The organism is Ruegeria lacuscaerulensis (genome assembly GCF_013034685.1).
In the GTDB taxonomy this organism is placed as follows: domain Bacteria; phylum Pseudomonadota; class Alphaproteobacteria; order Rhodobacterales; family Rhodobacteraceae; genus Ruegeria; species Ruegeria lacuscaerulensis_B.
The window spans coordinates 571,485-593,103 of record NZ_WQGO01000002.1 but is presented as its reverse complement, the minus strand read 5'-3'; the positions used below and the strand labels follow the sequence as shown (position 1 = coordinate 593,103).

Sequence of the window (21,619 nt, the reverse complement as noted above, 5' to 3'; positions counted from 1 at the left end):
TCACAGTGCAGACTATCCCGCTCACGATCCTGTGATCTAGCAAAAATGACTGTGCAGGAAAAATATCTGCTGACACCCGCGTTGCCTTCGCCCATAACCTGAGGTCGTTCTAGACAGGAGGCCCCGGCATGAGCGCTTGGATCGAAATGGTTTCGGATGATCAGGCCGAAGGCCGGTTGAAAGAGCTTTTGGACAAGGCTCGCACCCCGCATGGCACGGTCGACACCGTCATGCGCGTCCATTCCCTGCGGCCCGAAACGATGAACGGGCATGTCACGCTGTACCGCTCGGTCCTGCATTCCGACGACAACCAGCTGCCGTTTTGGTTTCTTGAGATTGTGGCCAGCTATACTTCGATACTGAACGATTGCACCTATTCGCTGACCCATCACTTCATGAATGTGCGCAACCTGTTGAAAGACCAAACCCGCAGCGACCGCATCTTTACTGCCCTGAAGGCGCACCGCCCCGAGGATGAGTTCGAGGGCAAAGAACTGGCGTTGCTGCGATACGCGGGCAAATTGACCACCGATGTCGGCCGAATGGTGAAATCGGACTTTGAGGCTTTGAAAATCGCAGGTTGCTCTGACGGAGAGATCCTCGAGGTCAATCAGGTCTGCGCCTATTTCAACTATTCCAACAGATTGCTCAACGGGCTTGGTGCAACGACCGAGAATGATGTCATTGGCTACTACAAGGCCGATGAGTAACCACAATAGGTGCCGCGCAACGCGCCCCTTGGACAGCAACGAACTAAAACCACGAGGCGACAATGCACATCAAATCGTTCGGCGTTGAAATGTGGATGAACGAGTTCGAGACAACTTGCGAGCTCAACCTGGCCGAAACCTGTGTGGAATCCATCACGTTGGGCGAGTTGTTTGAGATGTCTGGTCAACACAACAGCATTCTGAATGACCTGTCGGCGATGAAGATGTCCTATGGCGCAATCGAAGGGTCGGATCGGTTGCGCGATGCAATCAGCGGCATGTACGAAACCCTGAACCGTGACAATATCCTGACCACCCATGGCACCATCGGTGCCAATGCACTGGTACATCAAACGCTTGTGTCGCGTGGGGATCACGTGATTTCGGTCATTCCGACCTATCAGCAGCATTATTCGATACCCGAAAGCATTGGCGCAGACATCCAACTGTTGCACCTGCGGTCAGAAAACGCGTTCCTGCCCGACCTGGACGAGCTGCGCGCGATAATCCGCCCAGATACGCGGTTAATTGCGATCAATAACCCCAACAATCCAACCGGTGCGCTGATGGATCGTGCGTTGCTGGACCAAATCGTGGATATCGCCCGAAGCGTGGACGCCTGGCTGCTATGTGATGAGGTGTATCGCGGCACCGACCAGACCGGCGGCGGGTTTACCGCATCGGTCGCGGATATCTACGAAAAGGGGATCAGCACAGCCAGCACCTCAAAGACGTTTTCATTGGCGGGGCTGCGCGTGGGCTGGATTGCCGGACCAAAAGACATGCTGAACCAGGTGATGATCCATCGCGACTATAACACCATCTCGGTCGGTGTCGTGGACGAGTTTCTGGCCGCAATCGCGCTGGAAAACCGTGACAAGATACTGGCCCGCAGCCAAAGGATCACGCGCGAGAACCTTCAGATTGTAAAGGACTGGATCGCGTCGGAACCTCTGTTGAGCTGGGTCGAGCCTATGTCCGGTACCACCGCGCTGCTAAAATACGATCTGCCGATGACATCGCGCGATCTATGCGTCGCGCTATTGCAAGAAGAAGGCGTGATGCTGACCCCAGGCAGCGCGCTGGAAATGGAAGGCTGGCTACGGCTGGGCTATACTAATCCGACGGCAGATCTGAAGCTGGGGCTGGAACGTTTTTCGGGTTTCCTTACTCGTCATCGAGCCCACACAAGCAGCTGAAAACAAAAGCCAAGGGCATAGCTTGTGTGTTTGCTTGCGGTCCGAAAGCGGCTGAACAAAGGCCACTTCAAGTTATCGAATACGTCTTTAGTTGTTGAAGCAATCCAAAACAATGGGGTTCCCGTCCACATCTACAGCGCCCACATCAAATTTGATTTGAGGCGCGATTCGGGGGCGCGTGAAGGCAATCGAGGCGTATCTGCTTGGCGAGATGATAAAATCACCCAGTAAAGGAGTGTAGTCCAAAAAAGACTCGGTCATCAGCATCGTGTCGCCTTGCGCGAATAACGGAATGCGACTTGCGTACAAGTCTATTTCGTCATTTGTCAGGTCCAACAGCCCGTCAGTGGATTCGGACCAACAGAACTCCAGCACCCGTTGCGATTCATCCGCGCAATTTTCGGTACATTCGACCGTCGATATGCGCAGCTCGGTTGGATAGCCGTTATCAGTCAGGAACCTGAAGACACTGTCCATCCCGTCGAAATAGTTGGCATCAATAAAACTGTCTTCACGGCTAACCATGTCGGATACCGTATAGGTCGCCTTCGACTGGATATAAGACACCCGGATCGCGTCCTGGACCACAAGGCCGCCAGAGGTCAGTAGAATCAAAAAAGGAAGCACCATCCCCATTTCCACAAGTGCTGCGCCGCTTGTGTCATCTTTAAAGCGGAGGATTGCACAATGAATAGCGCGGGCATGTGTCTTGAGTTTGGAAAACATCAGAAGGGCTCGTTCACAAAGGCAGATTTTGAAACAAGGGCGAAATTGCCGAACTCATCATAGCGTGGCAAAGACCGCAAAGCGTTTATCGGGGGAAACAGAGAGCGCTGGATCAAACAGGCGCGTGCAATCATCAACTGATTTTCGATACCTGCCGTGAAATCAATCGGCGGCATATAGCCGTCCTCGGGAGTCGTATCCAGGCAATTGGTTTGACCCAGATCCAGATTCCAAACCGATCTTTCAACTTCGCGCACCTGCAACAACAGGCTTTCCGAGCAATCCCAGAGAATGATCCGGGCCAGCGTTTTGGCACACATCGCATCTTTGACGCTGTCGTGGTCTGGGTTGGGGATCAGACCCAGTCGCAATTCGCGAAATGTCTGGTCGGTTACCCGATCGAGAGAGATCTGCCGCATCTTCAGATGGGCAAACTCAAGCGTCAGAAAGAGCATCAGCAAAAGCAATGGCAGACAGAGCGCGTATTCGACCAGGACTGCACCATCTTCGTTTTTGCGCCAGCCCCGGATGCGCTGAAAAAAGGTCCCGTTTGCACGCCCGTGCGTTGCAGCAGAAGGGGTGGGGATTTTTGCGAAATTCATCATGATTCAAACACTCCAACTCAACTACTGCGTAAGGCGCAGGCGGTTGATTTGACGCGCAATCGATTGAAACGCCGAGTCGATGTCCAAGCTATTTACGTCATAGAAAAAGGCAGGGGACGAAGCGCAATCCAGCAAAGTTGCGTCACCCTGGGCATAGGTATCCATACCAATGGTAAAGATAGTGATGCCGTTATCTTTCGCTGCCTGACAGATTGCCGACGTGCGCGGATTTTTCGAGGTGTTTACCGTTTGGTCGATAATCCGGTTGTAATGGCCGACAGCGCTCCTGCGTCTGTCAACTCTGGCGAGAACAAGCTCGGCAAATCTGTATACCGGGAATTGGGCCCATACCTCTGGCCAAGTCAATTGAACCAGCGTTCCGTTCGGTCGGCTCACCCACCGGGCTGTAGATATTTCGAAAAAATCGTTGCGGGTTCTGGGGCGGTTCTGGAAATAATAGAACCTGTTTGTTCCACGTACCTGGACCACAGGTGAATTACCGGTCCTAAACGGCGGCTTGACGTCATAGCTCTGCGTGTTTTCTCCATCCGACATGACGATCAGATACTTGACTGTCTCATCGCTGGTGAATTCGTCGGGGACACCGCGCACGGCCGGACCAGACAGATATTCAAACCCCGGCTCAGTCGACAGAGATGACAAAACCGGTCGCAACGTAGGGTCCAACAAAGCGGCCCCCCATTTCGTCGCCATTTCAATCGAGGTAAAGCCGCCCGGCTGCATTGCTCTGATGCGCGCTTTCAAGACTTCGGGGTCTTCTGACCACGGTACAATGTCACGGGTCGCCGAATCTGTAGGGCAGGCGACCGTACCACTGGTGACCGAACGAGCCCCCGTACTTGGAGCATGATGCGCTGTCCGGTTCAACAAATCCGTCGTTGAAATCGCCGTGGTCTGATAATCAACCTCGTCGCTGAACGTCACGCAATGGGACAGGTTGTGCTCTGCCGTAACCGAGAAATTGCCCAACAGGGCTTCGCCAACCGAAACCTGTGTCGCAAAGGGTACGAGCGATATCGTTGTTCGCCCCGGCTGTCCAGGTCTGGGTTGCACCGCATCAACAAAAGCCTGAGCAGCAGGGATCAAAAGATCCATCCGAGACGGCGTTGACGCTGGGCCGGACGTCGCGCCCGGTGCCCAAGACATTGATCCTGAGTTGTCCAGCGCCACGGCAATTTCCAAATCCTGACGCGATTCCGTAGCGGCGCCGGCGACGGCCACATCCCAAGCTTCGTTGCCGACAACACGGGACAGGTATGCCGGGAGACGTTCACTGGCTTCGATCGATACGGTTCTCTCCGCAATGCCGCTGACAACAGTTACGTTATCCAGATTGTCTGCCAAACCTGCCTTGGCGAAAAAATCTTCGACCAAATCCTCGGGATCGAGCGTTTGCTCCAAATCAGCTGCCGCCAGGCTGGCTGCATCGGTTGTGTTTTGCAGCTTAACCCGTGTGTCCTCGGTCAGCGCTAATTCGAAGGCATATCCGATGAAGGCCATCATCGGGATGAACATTATCGCAACCAGAACCAAAACACCGCCTCTAGTGTCGCGCCGAAACCGCTCAGGCAGGCCACCGGAATTCATTAGATCGCAGTGTGGTTTCTTGTGTGAAGGTGCTCTGTTTTGCCCTTCGTTCAAATCCTCAAAACTCATACCCATCTGAACAACTCATTAAGTGTTGGAACCGTTGAAACGTCGAAAACAAACAGAACTTTACACCAAAATGAACCAATGATGAACCCAAAATGAACAAATTCCGACAAGATTTGGCCACAATCGTTAATTTGAAATAGTCGTTGAGGTAGACGCAAGGTTGCTGGAACCTTGTTTGCGCTTGGTAGCAGGTCAACACTCAGGTTTATAAAATTGCCTTTTAATCATGATGTTACGCCGAGTTGCACGCGATTGGAGAAGCTTTTCCCAAAAAGACTCCGCAGCCTTTTGGCCACGAAGCAAACTACCAGCGCAGATGTGGTGGTTTTGTTGTGCCCTGACTCTCAAACCTTTGAAATTCAGCTGATTACTCCGGATTTCGGCGACGATAGGGCTGTGGCGACTGCATTGTTTGCAAGAATCAAAGCAATGTTGCCTCTGAGCCAGTCGTATCAAGCGTGAAACCGGAAGTACGCATTGGATCGTTTGTCCAATAGCAGGCAGATCGCCGACGGTTAGATCACTGCGCCAAGGTCACTTGTTTGAGCCCGTCGAAAATTTCAGATTTGGCACTATCACTTAGACAGGGAACCGACAGGGCCACGTCAAAATCTGCGTGGTCTACATCGTCTATTTTGCCGTTTTCAGAAATTTCGTTGCCCAATTCGGTCAGGATAGTCTGACCTAGCCGCAGCAATTCAGGACGGATATCTGCCACAAGATCAAGCGGGTTTGGTACTTGAGTGTCGCCGCTTTGCCACTGGCTGAGCCAGCACCGCTGGATAGCCTTTGCTGCTTCGATCTGAGCGCGAAAAAACATCTGGACACTGGGGCCGGCCAGACCGGCCTGTTGGGAAGCTTCCACAGCGGCTTTCAGAACCACCGCTTCACGCGCGAGGTCTTCCACGTCGACCTCGTTTCGATACTTCCACGCGGCGACACCCTTCATCCATGACAGACGGTCGTTGATGGAATTAAACAGCGCATCCGTATCTGCGCGCGGCTGCGCAGAAGTCACCAAAAGCATGCAGACAAAAAGGCTAAAAGTCCCAATAGATTGTTTTAGCATGAACTCTGATCGTTATTTGGGGCGCAGTCGGTGCCGCGGAACTTGCGACTATTTCATAGTTTGTTTAGCCCAATGCGTTGTTGCGAACCACAAGAGTTGCGGACAGGGTCGTTCAGGGTCGTTCAGGGTCGTTCAGGGTCGTTCAGGGGCGGTTCCCAGAGATCGTTTTGATCAAAGGTTGCAGGTGTTTTTCGTACCGGCGCCACTTCTCTTTCGACGTCGCATAGAGAGGCTGGCGCACCTGCTGCACGCTGGCGGTGCGGACCCGGCGTTTGCCGGTATAGAATTCAAGGCAACTTTCTGACCAGTCCAACCCGCAATAGTCGATGAGCCCGCGCGCGACCTTGTCGATATCATCCACCAGCGCCTCATACCGGATCGTATGGAAGGCATCTAGAGGCAACACCGCCTGCCAATGCCTCATTAACCGCGTGTAGGCGTTGTAGTAACGCCCCAGCTCGACTTGGTCATAGCTGTGCAACTGGCTGCGTTCGAACAGGCGTGTGTAGCAGGACAGGCAGATATCCAGCGGGTCGCGGGTAACGTGAATGATCCGGGCATTGGGCATTAACGCATGGATCAGGCCCACCAGTTGGAAATTCGCGGGCATCTTGTCGACCACATGGGGCGCTTCACCGCCCAAACGGGACAGAATGGCCACGTAGTCTTCGGCGCGGCGGGTCAGATCGGCGCTCGACAGACCGTTAAGGGCGTGCGGTACGTTGTTGCGCCCGTCAGGCAGCGAGCCAAAGAGCTGTTGCATTTCATTCAACTCTCCGGCCCCGGCCACCAGCGGGTGGGCGTCCAGAATGGATTCCGTCAGCGTGGTGCCCGACCGAGGCATTCCCAGCACGAAAATCGGTTTTGCGCTAGAAATGCCATGGCGGCGAAGCTGCGCGATCCGGTCGGCTGTAAAGGTAGCAATCAGATCGTCGGTCAGCTTGTCCGTCTCGGCCGCATCGTAGGAGATCAAAGACCGCTTCAACTGCGCGCCTGCCTCGAATTGCGCGAAGGCCTCGTCATAACGTTGTAGCTTCTCGTAGCATTCCCCCATCGCAAACCGATACGAGACCGCCTTTTGCGGCAACATCTCGGCGGCCTTTGTCAAAGCCGCCTCCAAAGCTTGAAACACCGGACTATCCTCGGTGATCTTATTCAGCCGCGCCAAGGCGATTTGCGCGCTTAGCGGATCATCCGAGGTTTCGGCGGCGGCGGTGAACGCATCCCGCGCCGCGTCGAAATCGCCCTGTTCCATCGCCAGATGCCCCAGCGCCAACCGACTGGAGGTCATGTCCGGCTTGATCGCAAGCGCTTTGGCATAAAGCGCACGTGCGCTATTATCGTCCCCCAAATGCGCTTGGACCAACGCCATTTGATGGCAAGCCACCGCGCTTTCGGGGTCCAGCTTCAAGGCTTGTTCAGCCTCGATCAACGCCAGTTTGGGGTGGTTCTTTTCAAACAAGACCTGCGACAAACCCACGTAGCTTTCCGTCTTTGTCCCATCCAAAGAGATGGCGGCGCGAAAGGCTTTCTCGGCCTCATCCAAATTGCATTCCAACAGCGCGATACGGCCAAAATTGCGGCGCAGCTCAGCATCGCGCGGCGCAGTTTCGGCATGTGCTTCTGCCACAGAGCGGGCGGCGGCGACATCTTCAAGCTCAATCAGGACCGAGATCAGGTTGTTGACGGTCTCGGACGATGCTGGGTGAAGCCGAAGCGCCTGACGATAAAGCTGGGCTGCCTTGGCGCGGTCCCCTTGATCACGGGCGATGCTGCCCAGATTGTTCACAGCCCTATCCAAATCAGGAGACAGAGCCAACGCCCGTTCTTGTGCGGCTCGGGCTTTCTCAAGGTCTTCAAGGTCATAATAAACCAGACCGAGGTTGGACTGCGCCGCCGCATGCCCCGGCGCCAGACGGACTGCCTGTTCCCCGGCGGCGCGGGCCTGATCCAATTGCCCTGCGCTGCGCAGAATTTCAGTGTAGTTGGCAAGGTATTGAACGCTGTCGGGGCGCAACTGAACCGCGCGCTCAACCGCCTGTATGGCCGCATCGGTTTGTCCGGTCTGGAACGCGATCAGGCCCAATATGTGATGCGCGTCTGCATGTTTGGGGGCGGCAGCGATGATTTTGGACAAAAGCGGCACGGCTTGTGTCAGCGCACCCTTCTGGTACTGAGCCATGGCCAGCGAAAAGGCCTCCTGTACCGAGATCTGCTGACCCTGCGCAGTCATGATGCTCCTCCTCTGACACGGTGCCCGGTTATTCGGGTCCGGGCTGGTGTGAGAAAGGTGGTAGAGCATTCCTGACAATGCGTCCATCCGCCAGCTACGGCGGGTATGGGGTCGCTAAAGGCGATGATGACGTTTTCGTGTGATTAACCGCATAGACCCACGGCAGTTTCAATTTTAGCATGGGGTAGAAATTTACAGAAAAGGTGAAATGCAATGTTCCCAGACCGTAAATCCATCCTCCCGCTTCTTGTGATCGCATCAACCGCCATCGCGGGGATCGTTCAGGCAGACGACACCGATACCGAAAAGATGTCATTCTTCATCACCAGCATCGGGAAAGGGGATGGTGCCAATCTTGGCGGTCTGGAGGGGGCTGACGCCCATTGCAACGCATTGGCTGCCGCCGCCGGTTCATCCAAGACATGGGCGGCATATCTGAGCACAAGCATGGTGATCGACCGCAACACCGATCCGATGACCATCACCAACGGTATATCGGCGCGGGACCGGATCGGGACTGGCCCGTGGTATAATGCCAAGGGGGAAATGATTGCGCAGGATGTCGACAGCCTGCATTCGGACGCGGTCAATATCAGCCTGCAAACCGCGCTGGATGAAAACGGCAATCCGGTGAACGGGCGGGGCAGCAAGCCCAACCGGCATGACATTCTGACCGGCTCGGACAGTGCGGGGCATTTCTCGACCTCGGGTGGAGACAGCACATGCAGCAACTGGACCAGCAACAGCCCCGACGGATCGGCCATTGTCGGGCATCATGATCGCGTTGGGCTGAACGATGCGCGCAACATGGTGTCGTGGAATTCGTCCCACGGCTCGCGCGGGTGTGGCGAGGGCGATCTGCCCCGGTCTGGTGGCGCTGGCCTGTTCTATTGCTTCGCGGTCGACTAGCCTGATCCTGAAAACGTGACCGCAGCGCATGGGGCAAGGGTGTTAGAGTTCTCGTGACCGAGTTGGGAGAATTCCATGACCAGACTGCTTCTTGCGTTTGCAGCCCTTTTTCTTGCCACCAGCGCCGCGTTTGCCGAAACCGTTCGGTTCAAGGCGGCGGACGGAGTTGTTGTCACCGCCGATTTTCAAAAGCCCGGTGCCGCCTATGACACCGTCCTTGTCCTTTATCACATGGCCGGGGCCAGCCGGGGCGAATATGGTGATATTGCCAAGCGGCTGAACGAAATTGGCTATGCAACGCTGGCCGTCGATCAACGCTCGGGTGGCAAGTTCAACGGCGTAAAGAACGAAACCGCCGCCAAGGCAGGCGGCAACGTGGCATACACCGAAGCGATCCCCGACATGCAGGCTGCGTCAGCCTGGGCGCGTAAGAACGCGGGCGCGCGTCATGTCGGAGTTCTCGGGTCCTCGTATTCCGCGGGTTTGGTTCTTGTCCTCGCCGCGCAGGATCGCAAATTCGCCGATGCTGTCATGGCCTTTTCGCCGGGTGAGTATTTCGGTGGCAAGACCTATGTCACCAAACGGCTGGGTGATTTAAAAGATCCGGTCTTTTTGACCTCGGCCCGGAATGAGGCCGGTCAGTGGAAGCCCTTCGCCTCCAAAATCGCCGGTCCCGTCACCGGGTTTCAACCAGACGGGCGGGGTCGGCACGGGGCGTCGGCTCTCGTCAGTGCGGATGGGGCCGAATACTGGGCGGCACTAACCGCTTTTCTAGCCACGCACCTACCGGCAAAGGGAGGGAGTTGAGCGCATACCGCTCAACTTCTTTTTGACCTCGCTGCCCGGGTCTTAGTGACGTTTCTTGGGCGGGATCAGATCTGTGATCGTACCCTCGAACATCTCGGCGGCAAAGTTCACCGTCTCACTGAGCGTCGGGTGCGGGTGGATCGTGTGGCCCAGATCGACTGCGTCTGCACCCATCTCGATGGCCAGCGCAGTTTCGGCGATAAGATCACCTGCATTGGTGCCCACGATACATGCCCCTACGACGCGCTGATCTTCGGGATTGAACAGCAGCTTGGTGATGCCTTCGGACCGGCCATTGGAGAGGGATTTGCCGGATGCAGCCCAAGGGAACACGCCTTTTTCGAGCTTGATCCCTTTGGCCTTGGCCTCGGTCTCGGTCAACCCGCACCATGCCACCTCGGGGTCGGTATAAGCGACCGAGGGGATCAGCTTGGCGTCGAAGAACCGTTTGTGACCGGCGGCCACTTCGGCGGCGACCTTACCTTCGTGCACGGCCTTGTGTGCCAGCATGGGCTGGCCGACCAGATCACCGATGGCGAAAATGTGCGGCACACCCGTGCGCTGCCGGTTGTCCACCGCGATGAAGCCACGTTCATCAACCACAACACCCGCCTTTTCGGCGTCGATCAGCTTGCCATTGGGTTTGCGACCCACGGCGACCAGAACCTTGTCGAACGTGTCGGTGAAGCTTTCGCCCTTGTCATCCTCGAACGTGACCTTGAGGCCCTTTTTCAAGGGCTCAATCGCGGTCACTTTGGTCTTGAGGAAGATGTTCTCATACCGGCCCTTGATGCGGTTCATCAGGGGTTTGACGATATCCTTGTCGGCACCGGGGATGATCTGATCCATCAGTTCAACCACGGTGATGTTCGACCCCAAAGCGTCATAGACACAGGCCATTTCCAGACCGATGATACCGCCGCCCAGAACCAGCATCCGCTTGGGCACATCCGCCAGTTCCAGCGCCCCGGTCGAGTCGATCACGCGGTCGTCGTCATGCGGGATAAAAGGCAATTCAACCGGTTCAGAGCCCGCAGCAATGATGCATTGGTCGAAGGATACAGTGGTAATGCCATCGTCGCCCACAACTTCGATCATGTTCGGGCCCGAGAAACGGCCATAGCCGCGCACAATCTGAACCTTACGGCCTTTGGACAGACCGTCCAGACCGCCGGTCAGCTTGCCAACAACGCTGTCTTTGAAGGCGCGCAGCTCGTCCAGGTCGATCTTGGGCTTTCCGAAGCTAACCCCGTGTGCGCCCATCTCTTCGGCTTCGGTGATAACCTTGGCCACGTGCAGCAGCGCCTTCGAAGGGATACAGCCCACGTTCAGGCAGACGCCGCCCAGTGTCGGGTTGCGTTCGATCATGACCACCTTTTTGCCCAGATCGGCGGCACGGAAAGCGGCGGTGTAACCACCGGGGCCAGAGCCCAGCACAACTACCTCGGCATGCACATCGCCTTGACCGGTCGCCGTGCCGGTGGCGGCCACGGCCTGCGGCGCGGCGGGTGCCTCTACCGGAGCAGCTTCGGGCGCGGCCCCATCGGCTGCTTCCAATGTCAGGATCAGCGCACCTTCCGAGACGTTATCGCCTTCGGACACGGCAATCGAGACCACTTTGCCTGCGGCGGGGGAGGGGACCTCCATCGTGGCCTTGTCGGATTCCAGCTCGATCAGTGGGTCCTCGGCGGCGACGGTGTCGCCGACCGAGACAAGAATGCTGATCACGGGCACATCGGAGAAATCACCGATATCGGGTACTTTGACGTCCATCTGATCTCTCCTTACCACATCAGCTTGCGCATATCGCCCAACAGCGTCTTGAGCGTCACGCAGAAGCGCGCGGCCAAGGCGCCATCGACGGCCCGGTGGTCATAGCTGAGCGACATTGGCTGCATCAGGCGCGGCACAAATTCCTCGCCATTCCAGACCGGCGCCATTTTCGAGCGGGTCAGGCCCAGGATAGCCACCTCGGGTGCGTTGACGATGGGGGTAAAATGCGTGCCGCCGATACCGCCCAGCGACGAGATCGTAAAGGTCGCGCCCTGCATGTCGTTTGACTTCAGCCCACCTGCGCGGGCCTTGCCGGACAGCTCCATCAGGTCCTTGGAAATCTCGACAATCCCCTTGCGGTCCGCATCCTTGATGACCGGAACCACCAGCCCGTTGGGTGTGTCAGCCGCAAAACCGATATTGTAGTAGGATTTGCGGATCAGCTTATCGCCATCGGGATGGATGGACGAGTTGAACTCCCAATGCTGTTTCAACGCACTTACCGAGGCTTTGACGACAAAGCTGAGCAGAGTAACGCGATAGCCTTCTTCCTTGGCCATCGTATCCATTTCCTTGCGGTACTTGTCCAGATCGGTGATGTCCGCTTCGTCATTATGCGTCACATGCGGGATGTTCAACCAGGACCGGTGCAGGGCAGGGCCCGACAGCTTTTTGATCCGCGGCATTTCCACATCTTCCACGGGGCCGAATTTCGAGAAATCGACAACGGGGATCGGCGGGATGCCCATGCCGCCCGCCGCACCGACAGCAGCCGGGGCCGCCGCGGTTGAGGTTTTCAGGAACTTGGTGACGTCTTCGCGCAGGATGCGACCCTTACGGCCCGAGCCGTTGACCTTGGACAGGTCAATATCCAACTGGCGTGCAAAGGCGCGCACCGATGGCGAGGCGTGGGCCTTGCCGAACCCACCATCCACAACGGGTGCGGGTGCCGGGGCAGCAGGTGCTGCGGCCGGGGCCGGAGCGGCCGCAGAGGCGGGGGCTGCCTCAGCCGGGGCAGCCGGGGCCCCTTCACCTTCCAGCAGCAGGATCAGCGCGCCTTCAGACACGTTGTCGCCCTCGGCCACTTTGATTTCCTTGACGACACCAGCGGCCGGGGAGGGAACCTCCATCGTTGCCTTATCGCTCTCCAACTCGATCAGCGGGTCTTCGGCGGCGATGGTGTCACCGACCGAAACCAAAATGCTGATGACGGGAACGTCCGAGAAATCCCCGATATCCGGGACTGTTACTTCGATTGCCATGTCTATGTCTCCTCGTGCCCCGTGGCCTTAAACCAACCGGGGGTTCGGCTTGTCGCCGTCAATTTCATATGTCTTGAGCGCTTTCTCGAGCTCGGCCTTGGTCACAGCACCTTCGCGGTACAGATCGACCATGGCCGCCGCCGCGATGTGGTTGGCGTCGACCTCGAAGAACCGGCGCAGGTTCACCCGGCTGTCCGAGCGGCCATAGCCATCCGTGCCCAGCACGGTGTAGCGGCCCGGCACAAAGGCGCGGATCTGCTCGGCGTAGTTCTTCATATAGTCGGTGGCCGCAATGATCGGGCCTTTGGCTTTGGACAGCTGCTCGGTCACGTAAGGCACACGTTCTTCAGCCAGCGGGTCCAGGCGGTTCGCGCGCGCCGCGTCCTGACCATCGCGGGCCAGTTCGTTGAACGAGGTTGCCGACCAGATATCCGAGGTCACGCCGAAATCTTTCTTCAGCATCTCGGCGGCTTTCATCGCCTGCACCAGAATGGTGCCCGAGCCCATCAGGTTGACGTGCTTCTTGCCCGGCTTTTTGACCTCCTGGAACCGGTAGAGCCCCTTGATGATGCCTTCTTCAGCGCCCATCGGCATATCGGGATGGGCATAGTTTTCGTTCATCAGGGTCAGGTAGAAATAGATATCCTCCTGATTGCCATACATCCGTTGCAGGCCGTTCTGGATGATCACCGCGACCTCATAGCTGAAGGTCGGGTCATAGGTGATGCAGTTCGGAATGGTGCCCGCAAGGATATGGCTGTGCCCATCCTCGTGCTGCAACCCTTCGCCGTTCAACGTGGTCCGACCGGCAGTGCCGCCCAGCATGAAGCCCCGCGCGCGGCTGTCGCCTGCGGCCCAGGCCAGATCGCCAATCCGCTGGAACCCGAACATCGAGTAGTAGATGAAGAACGGGATCATCGCCACGCCGTGGTTGGAATAGGACGTCGCCGCCGCAATCCAGTCGGCCATGGCTCCGGCCTCATTGATACCCTCTTGCAGGACCTGACCGTTGGTCGTTTCCTTGTAGAACATCATCTGATCGGCATCTTCGGGGGTATAGTTCTGACCCGCTGGATTATAGATGCCCACGGAACGGAACAGCCCCTCCATCCCGAAAGTGCGGCTTTCATCCGGCACGATCGGAACCACGTTCTTGCCGATCCCTTTGTCACGCAGCAGCGTGGTCAAGATGCGGACAAAGGCCATGGTGGTCGAAATCTCGCGATCACCCGTGCCTTTGAGCTGCGCTTCGAACTTGGACAGGTCCGGGATATCCAGCGCAGGTGCGGTGCTGTCGCGTTTGGGGAACTCACCCCCAAGCGCTTTGCGCCGGTCCGCGAGATAGGCCTTTTGTGCATTGTTCAGCGACACGAACGGCGCGTTTGGCAAATCTTCGTCGCTGACCGGGATTTGGAACCGGTCGCGGAAGGCGCGCAGTTGATCTTCGGCCAGTTTCTTTTGCTGGTGTGTGGTGTTCTGACCTTCGCCAGCCGAACCCATGCCATAGCCTTTAACGGTTTTCACCAACAGGCAGGTTGGCGTGCCCTCATTCTCGGTTGCGCGTTTGAACGCGGTAAAGACTTTCTCAGGGTCGTGTCCGCCCCGACGCAGCGCCCAGATCTGATCGTCGGTCCAGTCTTCGACCAGCGCCGCGGTTTCGGGGTACTTGCCAAAGAAATGTTCACGGATATAAGCGCCGTCCTTGGATTTGAAGGTCTGATAGTCTCCATCGACCGTCTCATCCATCAGCTGGCGCAGACGACCGGTGGTGTCTTTCTCCAGCAGCTGATCCCAGCCTTTACCCCAGAGCAGCTTGATCACGTTCCAGCCTGCGCCGCGGAAGTCGCCCTCAAGCTCTTGCACGATCTTTCCGTTGCCGCGCACAGGGCCGTCCAAGCGTTGCAGATTGCAGTTGATAACAAAGATCAGGTTGTCCAGACCTTCGCGCACGGCAAGGTCAATAGCGCCCCGGCTTTCGGGTTCGTCCATTTCACCATCACCTAGGAAACACCACACTTTGCGGTCGGCCATGTCGATATGGCCCCGGTTGTGCATGTATTTCATGAACCGCGCCTGATAGATCGCCATTAACGGGCCCAGACCCATCGAAACGGTTGGGAACTGCCAGTAATCGGGCATCAGCCACGGGTGCGGATAGCTGGACAGACCTCCTCCGCTGACTTCCGAGCGGAAGTTTTCCAACTGCTCTTCGCTGATGCGACCTTCCATGAAGGACCGGGCATAGATGCCAGGGATCACGTGGCCCTGAAAGAACACCAGATCGCCGCCATGAATCGCCGATTTCGACCGCCAGAAATGGTTCAAACCGATGTCATACATGACCGCCGACGAGGCGAATGAGGCGATGTGCCCACCGTATTCGCTGCTGACCTTATTACGCCGCACAACGGTCGCCATCGCGTTCCAGCGGTTGATCGTGCGAATGCGCCATTCCATGTCCTGATCGCCGGGAAAGGCATACTGATCATCGACAGGAATGGTGTTCTGATAGGGCGTCGTTGCCGAAAACGGCAGGGTCGCCCCAGCAGCGCGCGCCTTTTGCACCGCTTTGTCCAGCAGGAAATGCGCGCGATTGGCGCCATCCCGTTCGATGACGTCTTCGATGGCGTCCTGCCACTCCTGAGACTCGATTGGGTCGATGTCGGGTTCAAGGTCTTTCATGTGGCAGGGTCCTTTCTTGTGTGTGTCCGCGCGTCAGACGAAGAACTGCGCGCCGTTGGCAGAGATGGTCGAGCCGTTGATGAACTGACTGTCATCCGAGGCAAGGAAGGCCACGCAACGGGCGATCTCCTCGGGCTCGCCCAGCCGTCCCGCTGGGATTTGTGCAATGATCGACTCGCGCACCTTCTCGGGTACGGCCATGACCATCTCGGTTGCGATATATCCGGGGCAGATCGCGTTGGCGGTGATGCCAGCCCGCGCGCCCTCTTGCGCCAGAGATTTGACGATACCCAGATCGCCCGCCTTGGTTGCGGCATAGTTCACTTGCGCGAACTGACCTTTCTGACCGTTGATCGAACTGATGACGATGATACGGCCAAACTTGCGCTCGCGCATACCGGGCCAGATTGGATGAACGGTGTTGAACACACCGGTCAAGTTGGTGTCGATCACGTCTTTCCACTGGTCCGGGGTCATCTTGTGGAATGGTGCGTCGCGAGTGATGCCTGCATTGGCCACGACAACGTCAATGGGTCCGAGGTCCGCTTCGACTTGCGCGATACCTGCGGCCGAGGCTTCGTAATCGGCAACATTCCACTTGTAAGTCTTGATACCTGTCTCGGCGGTGAAGGCGGCGGCCTTTTCATCATTCCCCGCATAAGTCGCGGCTACATTATATCCTTCAGCCTTCAACTTTCTGGAAATCGCTTCGCCGATACCCCGGCTACCACCGGTTACAAGTGCAGTACGTGTCATTTTCAATTCCTCCAATTAGTCAGAAACTTTGACCTAACTCACTTTGTTACGTAGCGTAATTTTCAGCGTACGGATAGGCCTGAGCGGAATACCAGCTATGCGTCTCAGGAAAAGTTTAACGTTAAACTATCTGAAAAACGCCACGCATAGCCTTGGGCGATTTACTTGATCCCTTCGTCATAGTTGCGGGATTTTGACATCTTGCCGATCCCCGGATTGAAAGAGTTTGTCGGATCGCAACACGTGTAATGCGCCGCAAGGTCGGGTTTGGCCTTATAGAGATGTCCGACATTATGTTCCGCCGGATATTCAGCACCACGTGCGTCGAACAGCTTCAGCATCGCAGCCTTCAGTGCTTTGGGATCCGCCCCTTTGCGCACCACATAGTCCTGGTGCATCACGTGACACATGAAGTGGCCATAGTAGAGTTTGTGAACAATCTGATCGCTGATCTCGGGCGGCAAAACCTCAAGCCAATCACGATCATTGCGGCGTAGGGCTACGTCCAGCGCGATGATGTCCTCGACCTCATCTGCGTGAATCGCCATGTAGCGCACCGCAGCACCAGCGGCTGCAAACCGGTGCAGACCCGCGATCTTGGCTTCGCGGGGGGTGCATTCGAAGAAACCTGCATCGCGCCCTTCGAAGAAGCCGGGCAACCAATTGCGGATCGCCTCGATGCCATCGTCCTTCATCTTCAGGATCAGATGATGTTCATAGGCCTCTCGGTATTCGATCATCCTCTTGGGCAGGACCTGCGGCAGGAGGCTGACTGCGGCCTGCATGAACCGGTCGGTGAAATTGCGCAGAAAAGGAATGCGCCGTAAACGTGCATCCACTGCGCCCTTCAGCGCAAAGAACATCGGCAAGCGATCTGTGCCCAACTTGTCGATCATCCACACCGTGTCCTTACCGTAGGCCTTAGTGATGTCGAACACGTCGCGCTGCATGTACTCGGCCGAGACTGGCAGGGACGCGAATTGCGACAGGATATGCCGGCGCAACTCGGCCAGATCGTCTGGGGAGTTGGTTCCGATATAAAAAACCTGTTCGGCCTCGTTCTTGGCGAAAGTGTCCAGACGCACGGCAAACACAGCCATTTTTCCGGCTGAACCCGCAGATTCAAACAGCTTCGCCTTATCCGCATTGTATCGTGCGGGCGTTTCGGCATCCACGTCGCGCACGATCTGCGCATAATCACTGGCCGAGGCGCGTTTATTCGTGGCCCCCGGATTGCGCTCGAACTGACCAGCATCGAGATTTGACAGTATCTGTTCCGGTGTCTCACCCAGGTCAATGCCCAGGTGGTTGACCAGCTCTAACGTGCCGTCTTCGGTGATGCGGGCATAGACCGACAGCTCGGTGTAAACCGGCCCGCGTTCAACCAATGAGCCGCCCGAGTTGTTGCAGACCCCACCCACAATCGACGCCCCGATGCACGAGGATCCGATCACCGAGTGCGGCTCACGCCCCATTGGGTCCAGCAACTTTTCCAAGGCAAAGAGTGTGGCACCGGGAAAGCTGACAACCTGTTCACCGCCGTTCAACGGTACCAGAGTGTCCATGCGGCGGGTGTTGATCAGAACCACATCGCGGTCATAGCGGCCCGAGGGTGTGGACCCTTCTGTCAGGCCGGTATTGGCGGCCTGCATGATGACGATCTTGTCGGCGGCAACGCAGGCTTGAAGAACTTTCCACTGCTCAAGCAGGGTGCCGGGTTGTACGACGCACAGCGCCTCGCCCTCGCCCGACCTGAACCCACGGCGGAACCGCTCGGTGGCGCGGGCGCCGGTCAGCACATGGCGTGACCCGACGATGGCGCGGAAGTCGGATATGAGGGTGTTGTTGGTCATGCCGCGGTCCGATGTACCTCGCCCTGAACCGTCATCGGATCGCGGAACCGCAGGTTGCTGCGGGACAGTTGGTCAACCCGGGTGACGCCCATCAGCTTCATGTCGCGCTCGATCTCGGCCCGCATCAGCCTCAACGCGCGTTCGACACCGGGCTGACCGGCAGCGGCCAGCGGATACAGATAGTGCCGTCCGACACCAACCGCTTTGGCCCCCAACGATAGTGCCTTCAGCACATGCGTGCCGCGCTGAATGCCGCTATCCATCATCACGTCCAGCTTGTCACCCACCGCGTCCACGATCTCGGCCAGTTGGTCGAAAGGTGTGCGCGAGCCGTCCAACTGGCGACCGCCATGGTTCGACAGGATGATCCCGGTGCAGCCGATCTCGGCCGCGCGGCGGGCGTCCTCGACGGTCATGATCCCCTTAAGGCAGAACTGACCGTCCCATTCGCGCACCATCTGGGCCACATCGTCCCAGTTCATCGACGGGTCCAGCATTTCGGTGAAATAGCCGCCGATGGAACTAGCCCCGCCGCTCATGTCCACGTGTTCATCCAGTTGCGGCAGGCGGAATTTCTCGTGCGTGACATAGTTGATGCCCCACATCGGTTTGATCGCAAACTGGATCATGCCGCCCAGCGTCAGCCGGAACGGGATCGAGAACCCCGTGCGCAGGTCACGTTCGCGATTGCCGCCGGTGATGCTGTCTACGGTCAACATCATCACCTCGACACCCGCCTCTTTGGCGCGCTGCATCATGGCCGAGTTCAGGCCCCGGTCTTTGTGGAAATAGAACTGGTAGACTTGCGGGTTTTTGTGTTTCTGGCGTAGTTCCTCCAGCGAAACGGTGCCCAGCGAGGATACGCCGAACATGGTCCCGTATTTCTCGGCCGCCGCCGCCACGGCGCGCTCGCCCTGATGGTGGAACAGGCGCTGCAGTGCGGTGGGCGAGCAATAGATCGGCATGTCCAGCTTTTGCCCCATGACGGTGACGGACATGTCCACGTCCTTCACCCCGCGCAACACCGATGGCAGCAGATCGCAGCGATCAAAGGCGTTGGTGTTCTCGCGATACGTCACCTCATCATCCGCGCCACCGTCGATATAGTTGAAGATCGGTCCCGGCAGGCGGCGCTTGGCCAGTTGGCGGAAATCGTGGAAGTTATGGCAATCGGTCAGACGCATGTCTCTTCCTCCTATCAATACGCGACGGATGGCAGCCAGGTGGCCAATGTGGGCCACAAGAAGACCAACGCCAGCCCGGTCAGTTGCAGCAGGACAAACGGGATGATGCCCTTGTAGATGTCGGTCAGTTTAATCTCTGGCGGGCAAACGCCCTTGAGATAGAACAAGGCAAAGCCAACCGGAGGTGTCAGGAAGCTGGTTTGCAACGTGACTGCCACTAGGATCACGAACCAGACCAGCGCGGGTTCGTCCAAGACGCCAAAGCCGGGGATGTCGATGCCCAGCCCATTCACGATCGGGCGCATCAGGGGCAGGACGATCAGGGTGATTTCGATCCAGTCCAGTACAAAGCCCAGCAGGAAAACGATGAACAGGATGAACAGCACCGTGCCACTTGCACCGAACCCGGTGGATTGCACCACATGTTCGATCAACTCATCGCCGCCGAGTTCGCGCAGCACATAAGAGAACACGGTCGCGCCCAGGAAGATCGCAAAGATATAGGCGGTGGTGTTGAAGGTCGACACCAGCACGTTCCACAGCTTTTGGAAGTTCAGCTTGCGATAGCCCAAGGCCAGCAGGGTCGCACCCAATGCACCGATGCCTGAGGCCTCGGTTGGCGTGGTCAGGCCTGCAAAGATCGAACCCAACACCGCGAGGATCAGCAGCAGCGTCGGGATGACAGCGATCAACACGTCTTTGACGGCTGCCCAATCGGGGGCCGTAGCGCCCTCGGGGACAGGGGCCGCGTCGCGTTTCACCAGCGCCAAGATGAAGATGTAAGTCAGGTAGAGGCCACCAATGATCACTCCGGGGAAGACGGCGGCCATGAACAAATCACCCACCGACAGGGCCATCTGGTCGGCCATAATGACCAGCATGATCGAGGGCGGGATTAGAATACCCAGCGTGCCCGACGCGGAAACGACGCCCGCCGCCAGCGTAGGTTGATATTTCTGCTGCATCATTGAGGGCAGCGAGAGCACGCCCAGCAACACGACAGACGCACCAATGATCCCGGTTGAAGCCGCAAGGATGATCCCGATCAGGGTCACGGTGATCGCCAAACCTCCGCGCACTGTGCCAAAGAGGCGCTGCATCGAAGACATCAGGCGCTCGGCCACGCCGGATTCGTCCAGCATCAGACCCATGAAGATAAACATCGGCAAGGCGACCAGAACCGCATTGGACATGGTCGCGTAGACCCGGTTCACCACCGCACCCAGCGTCAGATAATCCAGCCCGGTAAAGGTGCTTTCCAGCCCCGTCCACAGCATCAGGTCGTTGTCGAACAAATAAGCCAGCCCGCAATAAGCGACACCGACACCCGCCAGCACCCATGCAACCGGATAGCCGGTGAAGAGCAGCGCGATGAAGGTCAGGAACATGGCGATGACCAGCTTTTCTTCGGTGGTCTCCACCAGGAAGGTCAGGCCAACGCAGACGGCGGCAAAGACGGCCAGTACCAGCAGAATGCGGCGCAGGGAAGCGCCCTCACGTTCGCTTTCGGGGCCGTAGATCAGCGCGTGGCCGTCATGGATCAGCCGAGCGAGGGCGGCCAGCGCCAGCAGCACGAAGCTGATCGGAATGACGGCCTTGAACGCCCACCGTGCCGGCAAGCCAGTCGGGCTGTCAGAGCGTTCGTTGACGCGGAAGCTTTCGTAGAAATAGTCAAACCCCTGGTCGATCATCAGATAGATGAACGGGGTCAGCAGGGTCAGGATGCCGATGACTTCGATTACTCGCTGGGCGCGTCGGGAAAGCTGCATATGCAGCACGTCCACACGCACATGGCTGTCGGTGATCAGGGCATAGGAAATGCCGATCATCGTGACGATGCCGTAGAAATGCCACTGGATCTCATCCAGCTTGGGATAGTTCTGGCTGAAAAGGTAGCGCAGCGAAACCTGTGAAAAGATCGCTGCCATCAGCAGCACATTCGCCCACATCACGACATGCCCAACAGCCTTTACGCTCGAGTCGATGGCAACGGCAATTTTCTGGCGGTCTGTATCGGGGTGCTCCAGGAGGCCTTCATAGGCTTCGACCGGATCATTGAGGTCTTTAGGCGTGGCCATGGGTAATCCTCGCTCGGTTGACCGGCTTAGCCGCGGTCAAGGGATTGCAGGTACAAATCCTGAGAGAACCAGGGCGGCAGACGAAGGCGCCGCCCC

Annotated in this window: 16 protein-coding genes; 4 read left to right on the top strand and 12 right to left on the bottom strand. The window is 57.4% G+C overall.

Annotation, left to right across the window (positions count from 1 at the left end):
- Positions 1–128: 128 nt before the first annotated feature.
- Together GOV80_RS07115 and GOV80_RS07110 are read left to right on the top strand one after the other, a co-directional pair.
- Complete coding sequence (locus GOV80_RS07115; RefSeq protein ID WP_170783518.1) at positions 129–710, top strand: carboxymuconolactone decarboxylase family protein; 582 nt, start codon at positions 129–131, stop codon at positions 708–710.
- 62 nt (positions 711–772) lie between these two features.
- Positions 773–1,909, top strand: a complete 1,137-nt coding sequence (locus GOV80_RS07110) for an aminotransferase (protein WP_170783516.1) — start codon at positions 773–775, stop codon at positions 1,907–1,909.
- An 87-nt stretch (positions 1,910–1,996) separates the two neighbouring features.
- Here the strand turns inward: GOV80_RS07110 and GOV80_RS07105 are convergent, their stop codons facing one another.
- The 5 genes from GOV80_RS07105 to GOV80_RS07085 form a co-directional block, all read right to left on the bottom strand.
- Positions 1,997–2,635: a TadE/TadG family type IV pilus assembly protein gene (locus GOV80_RS07105; protein WP_170772167.1), complete on the bottom strand. Its 639-nt coding sequence runs from the start codon at positions 2,633–2,635 to the stop codon at positions 1,997–1,999.
- Complete coding sequence (locus tag GOV80_RS07100; protein WP_170783514.1) at positions 2,635–3,240, bottom strand: TadE/TadG family type IV pilus assembly protein; 606 nt, start codon at positions 3,238–3,240, stop codon at positions 2,635–2,637. The genes GOV80_RS07105 and GOV80_RS07100 overlap by 1 nt, the downstream gene beginning before the upstream one ends.
- Before the next feature lie 21 nt (positions 3,241–3,261).
- A complete protein-coding gene (locus GOV80_RS07095) occupies positions 3,262–4,923 on the bottom strand; it encodes a TadE/TadG family type IV pilus assembly protein (RefSeq protein WP_170783512.1) in 1,662 nt (553 codons plus the stop codon).
- Positions 4,924–5,437: 514 nt separating this feature from the next.
- The gene (aroQ, locus tag GOV80_RS07090; RefSeq protein WP_170783509.1) at positions 5,438–5,935 is read right to left on the bottom strand and encodes a gamma subclass chorismate mutase AroQ; all 498 of its coding nucleotides are present in this window, start codon (positions 5,933–5,935) and stop codon (positions 5,438–5,440) included.
- Positions 5,936–6,128: 193 nt separating this feature from the next.
- Positions 6,129–8,219 carry a tetratricopeptide repeat-containing sulfotransferase family protein gene (locus tag GOV80_RS07085; RefSeq protein ID WP_170783507.1) on the bottom strand — a complete coding sequence of 697 codons (2,091 nt, stop codon included), beginning with the start codon at positions 8,217–8,219 and terminating at the stop codon, positions 6,129–6,131.
- A 213-nt stretch (positions 8,220–8,432) separates the two neighbouring features.
- Between GOV80_RS07085 and GOV80_RS07080 the strand changes: the two genes are divergently transcribed.
- Together GOV80_RS07080 and GOV80_RS07075 are read left to right on the top strand one after the other, a co-directional pair.
- Positions 8,433–9,128, top strand: a complete 696-nt coding sequence (locus tag GOV80_RS07080; RefSeq protein WP_170783505.1) for a hypothetical protein — start codon at positions 8,433–8,435, stop codon at positions 9,126–9,128.
- 75 nt (positions 9,129–9,203) lie between these two features.
- The gene (locus GOV80_RS07075; protein ID WP_170783503.1) at positions 9,204–9,935 is read left to right on the top strand and encodes a CocE/NonD family hydrolase; all 732 of its coding nucleotides are present in this window, start codon (positions 9,204–9,206) and stop codon (positions 9,933–9,935) included.
- 42 nt (positions 9,936–9,977) lie between these two features.
- On the opposite strand, the gene lpdA is transcribed toward GOV80_RS07075, so the two are convergent.
- The 7 genes from lpdA to GOV80_RS07040 all read right to left on the bottom strand — a co-directional run bounded on the left by lpdA (position 9,978) and on the right by GOV80_RS07040 (position 21,523).
- On the bottom strand, positions 9,978–11,708 hold the full coding sequence (gene lpdA, locus GOV80_RS07070) for a dihydrolipoyl dehydrogenase (RefSeq protein WP_170783501.1): 1,731 nt from the start codon (positions 11,706–11,708) through the stop codon (positions 9,978–9,980).
- 11 nt (positions 11,709–11,719) lie between these two features.
- Positions 11,720–12,970, bottom strand: a complete 1,251-nt coding sequence (aceF, locus tag GOV80_RS07065) for a dihydrolipoyllysine-residue acetyltransferase (RefSeq protein ID WP_170783499.1) — start codon at positions 12,968–12,970, stop codon at positions 11,720–11,722.
- A gap of 27 nt (positions 12,971–12,997) precedes the next feature.
- The gene (gene aceE / locus GOV80_RS07060) at positions 12,998–15,652 is read right to left on the bottom strand and encodes a pyruvate dehydrogenase (acetyl-transferring), homodimeric type (RefSeq protein ID WP_170783497.1); all 2,655 of its coding nucleotides are present in this window, start codon (positions 15,650–15,652) and stop codon (positions 12,998–13,000) included.
- Positions 15,653–15,685: 33 nt separating this feature from the next.
- The gene (gene phbB, locus GOV80_RS07055; RefSeq protein ID WP_170772146.1) at positions 15,686–16,408 is read right to left on the bottom strand and encodes an acetoacetyl-CoA reductase; all 723 of its coding nucleotides are present in this window, start codon (positions 16,406–16,408) and stop codon (positions 15,686–15,688) included.
- 161 nt (positions 16,409–16,569) lie between these two features.
- Positions 16,570–18,261, bottom strand: coding sequence for a D-lactate dehydrogenase (gene dld / locus GOV80_RS07050; RefSeq protein ID WP_170783495.1), 1,692 nt, complete (start codon positions 18,259–18,261; stop codon positions 16,570–16,572).
- Entirely contained in the window at positions 18,258–19,445 is a 1,188-nt protein-coding gene (locus tag GOV80_RS07045) for an alpha-hydroxy acid oxidase (protein ID WP_170783493.1), read from the bottom strand. The genes dld and GOV80_RS07045 overlap by 4 nt, the downstream gene beginning before the upstream one ends.
- A 14-nt stretch (positions 19,446–19,459) precedes the next feature.
- Positions 19,460–21,523, bottom strand: coding sequence for a TRAP transporter large permease subunit (locus tag GOV80_RS07040; RefSeq protein ID WP_170783491.1), 2,064 nt, complete (start codon positions 21,521–21,523; stop codon positions 19,460–19,462).
- Positions 21,524–21,619: the final 96 nt, after the last annotated feature.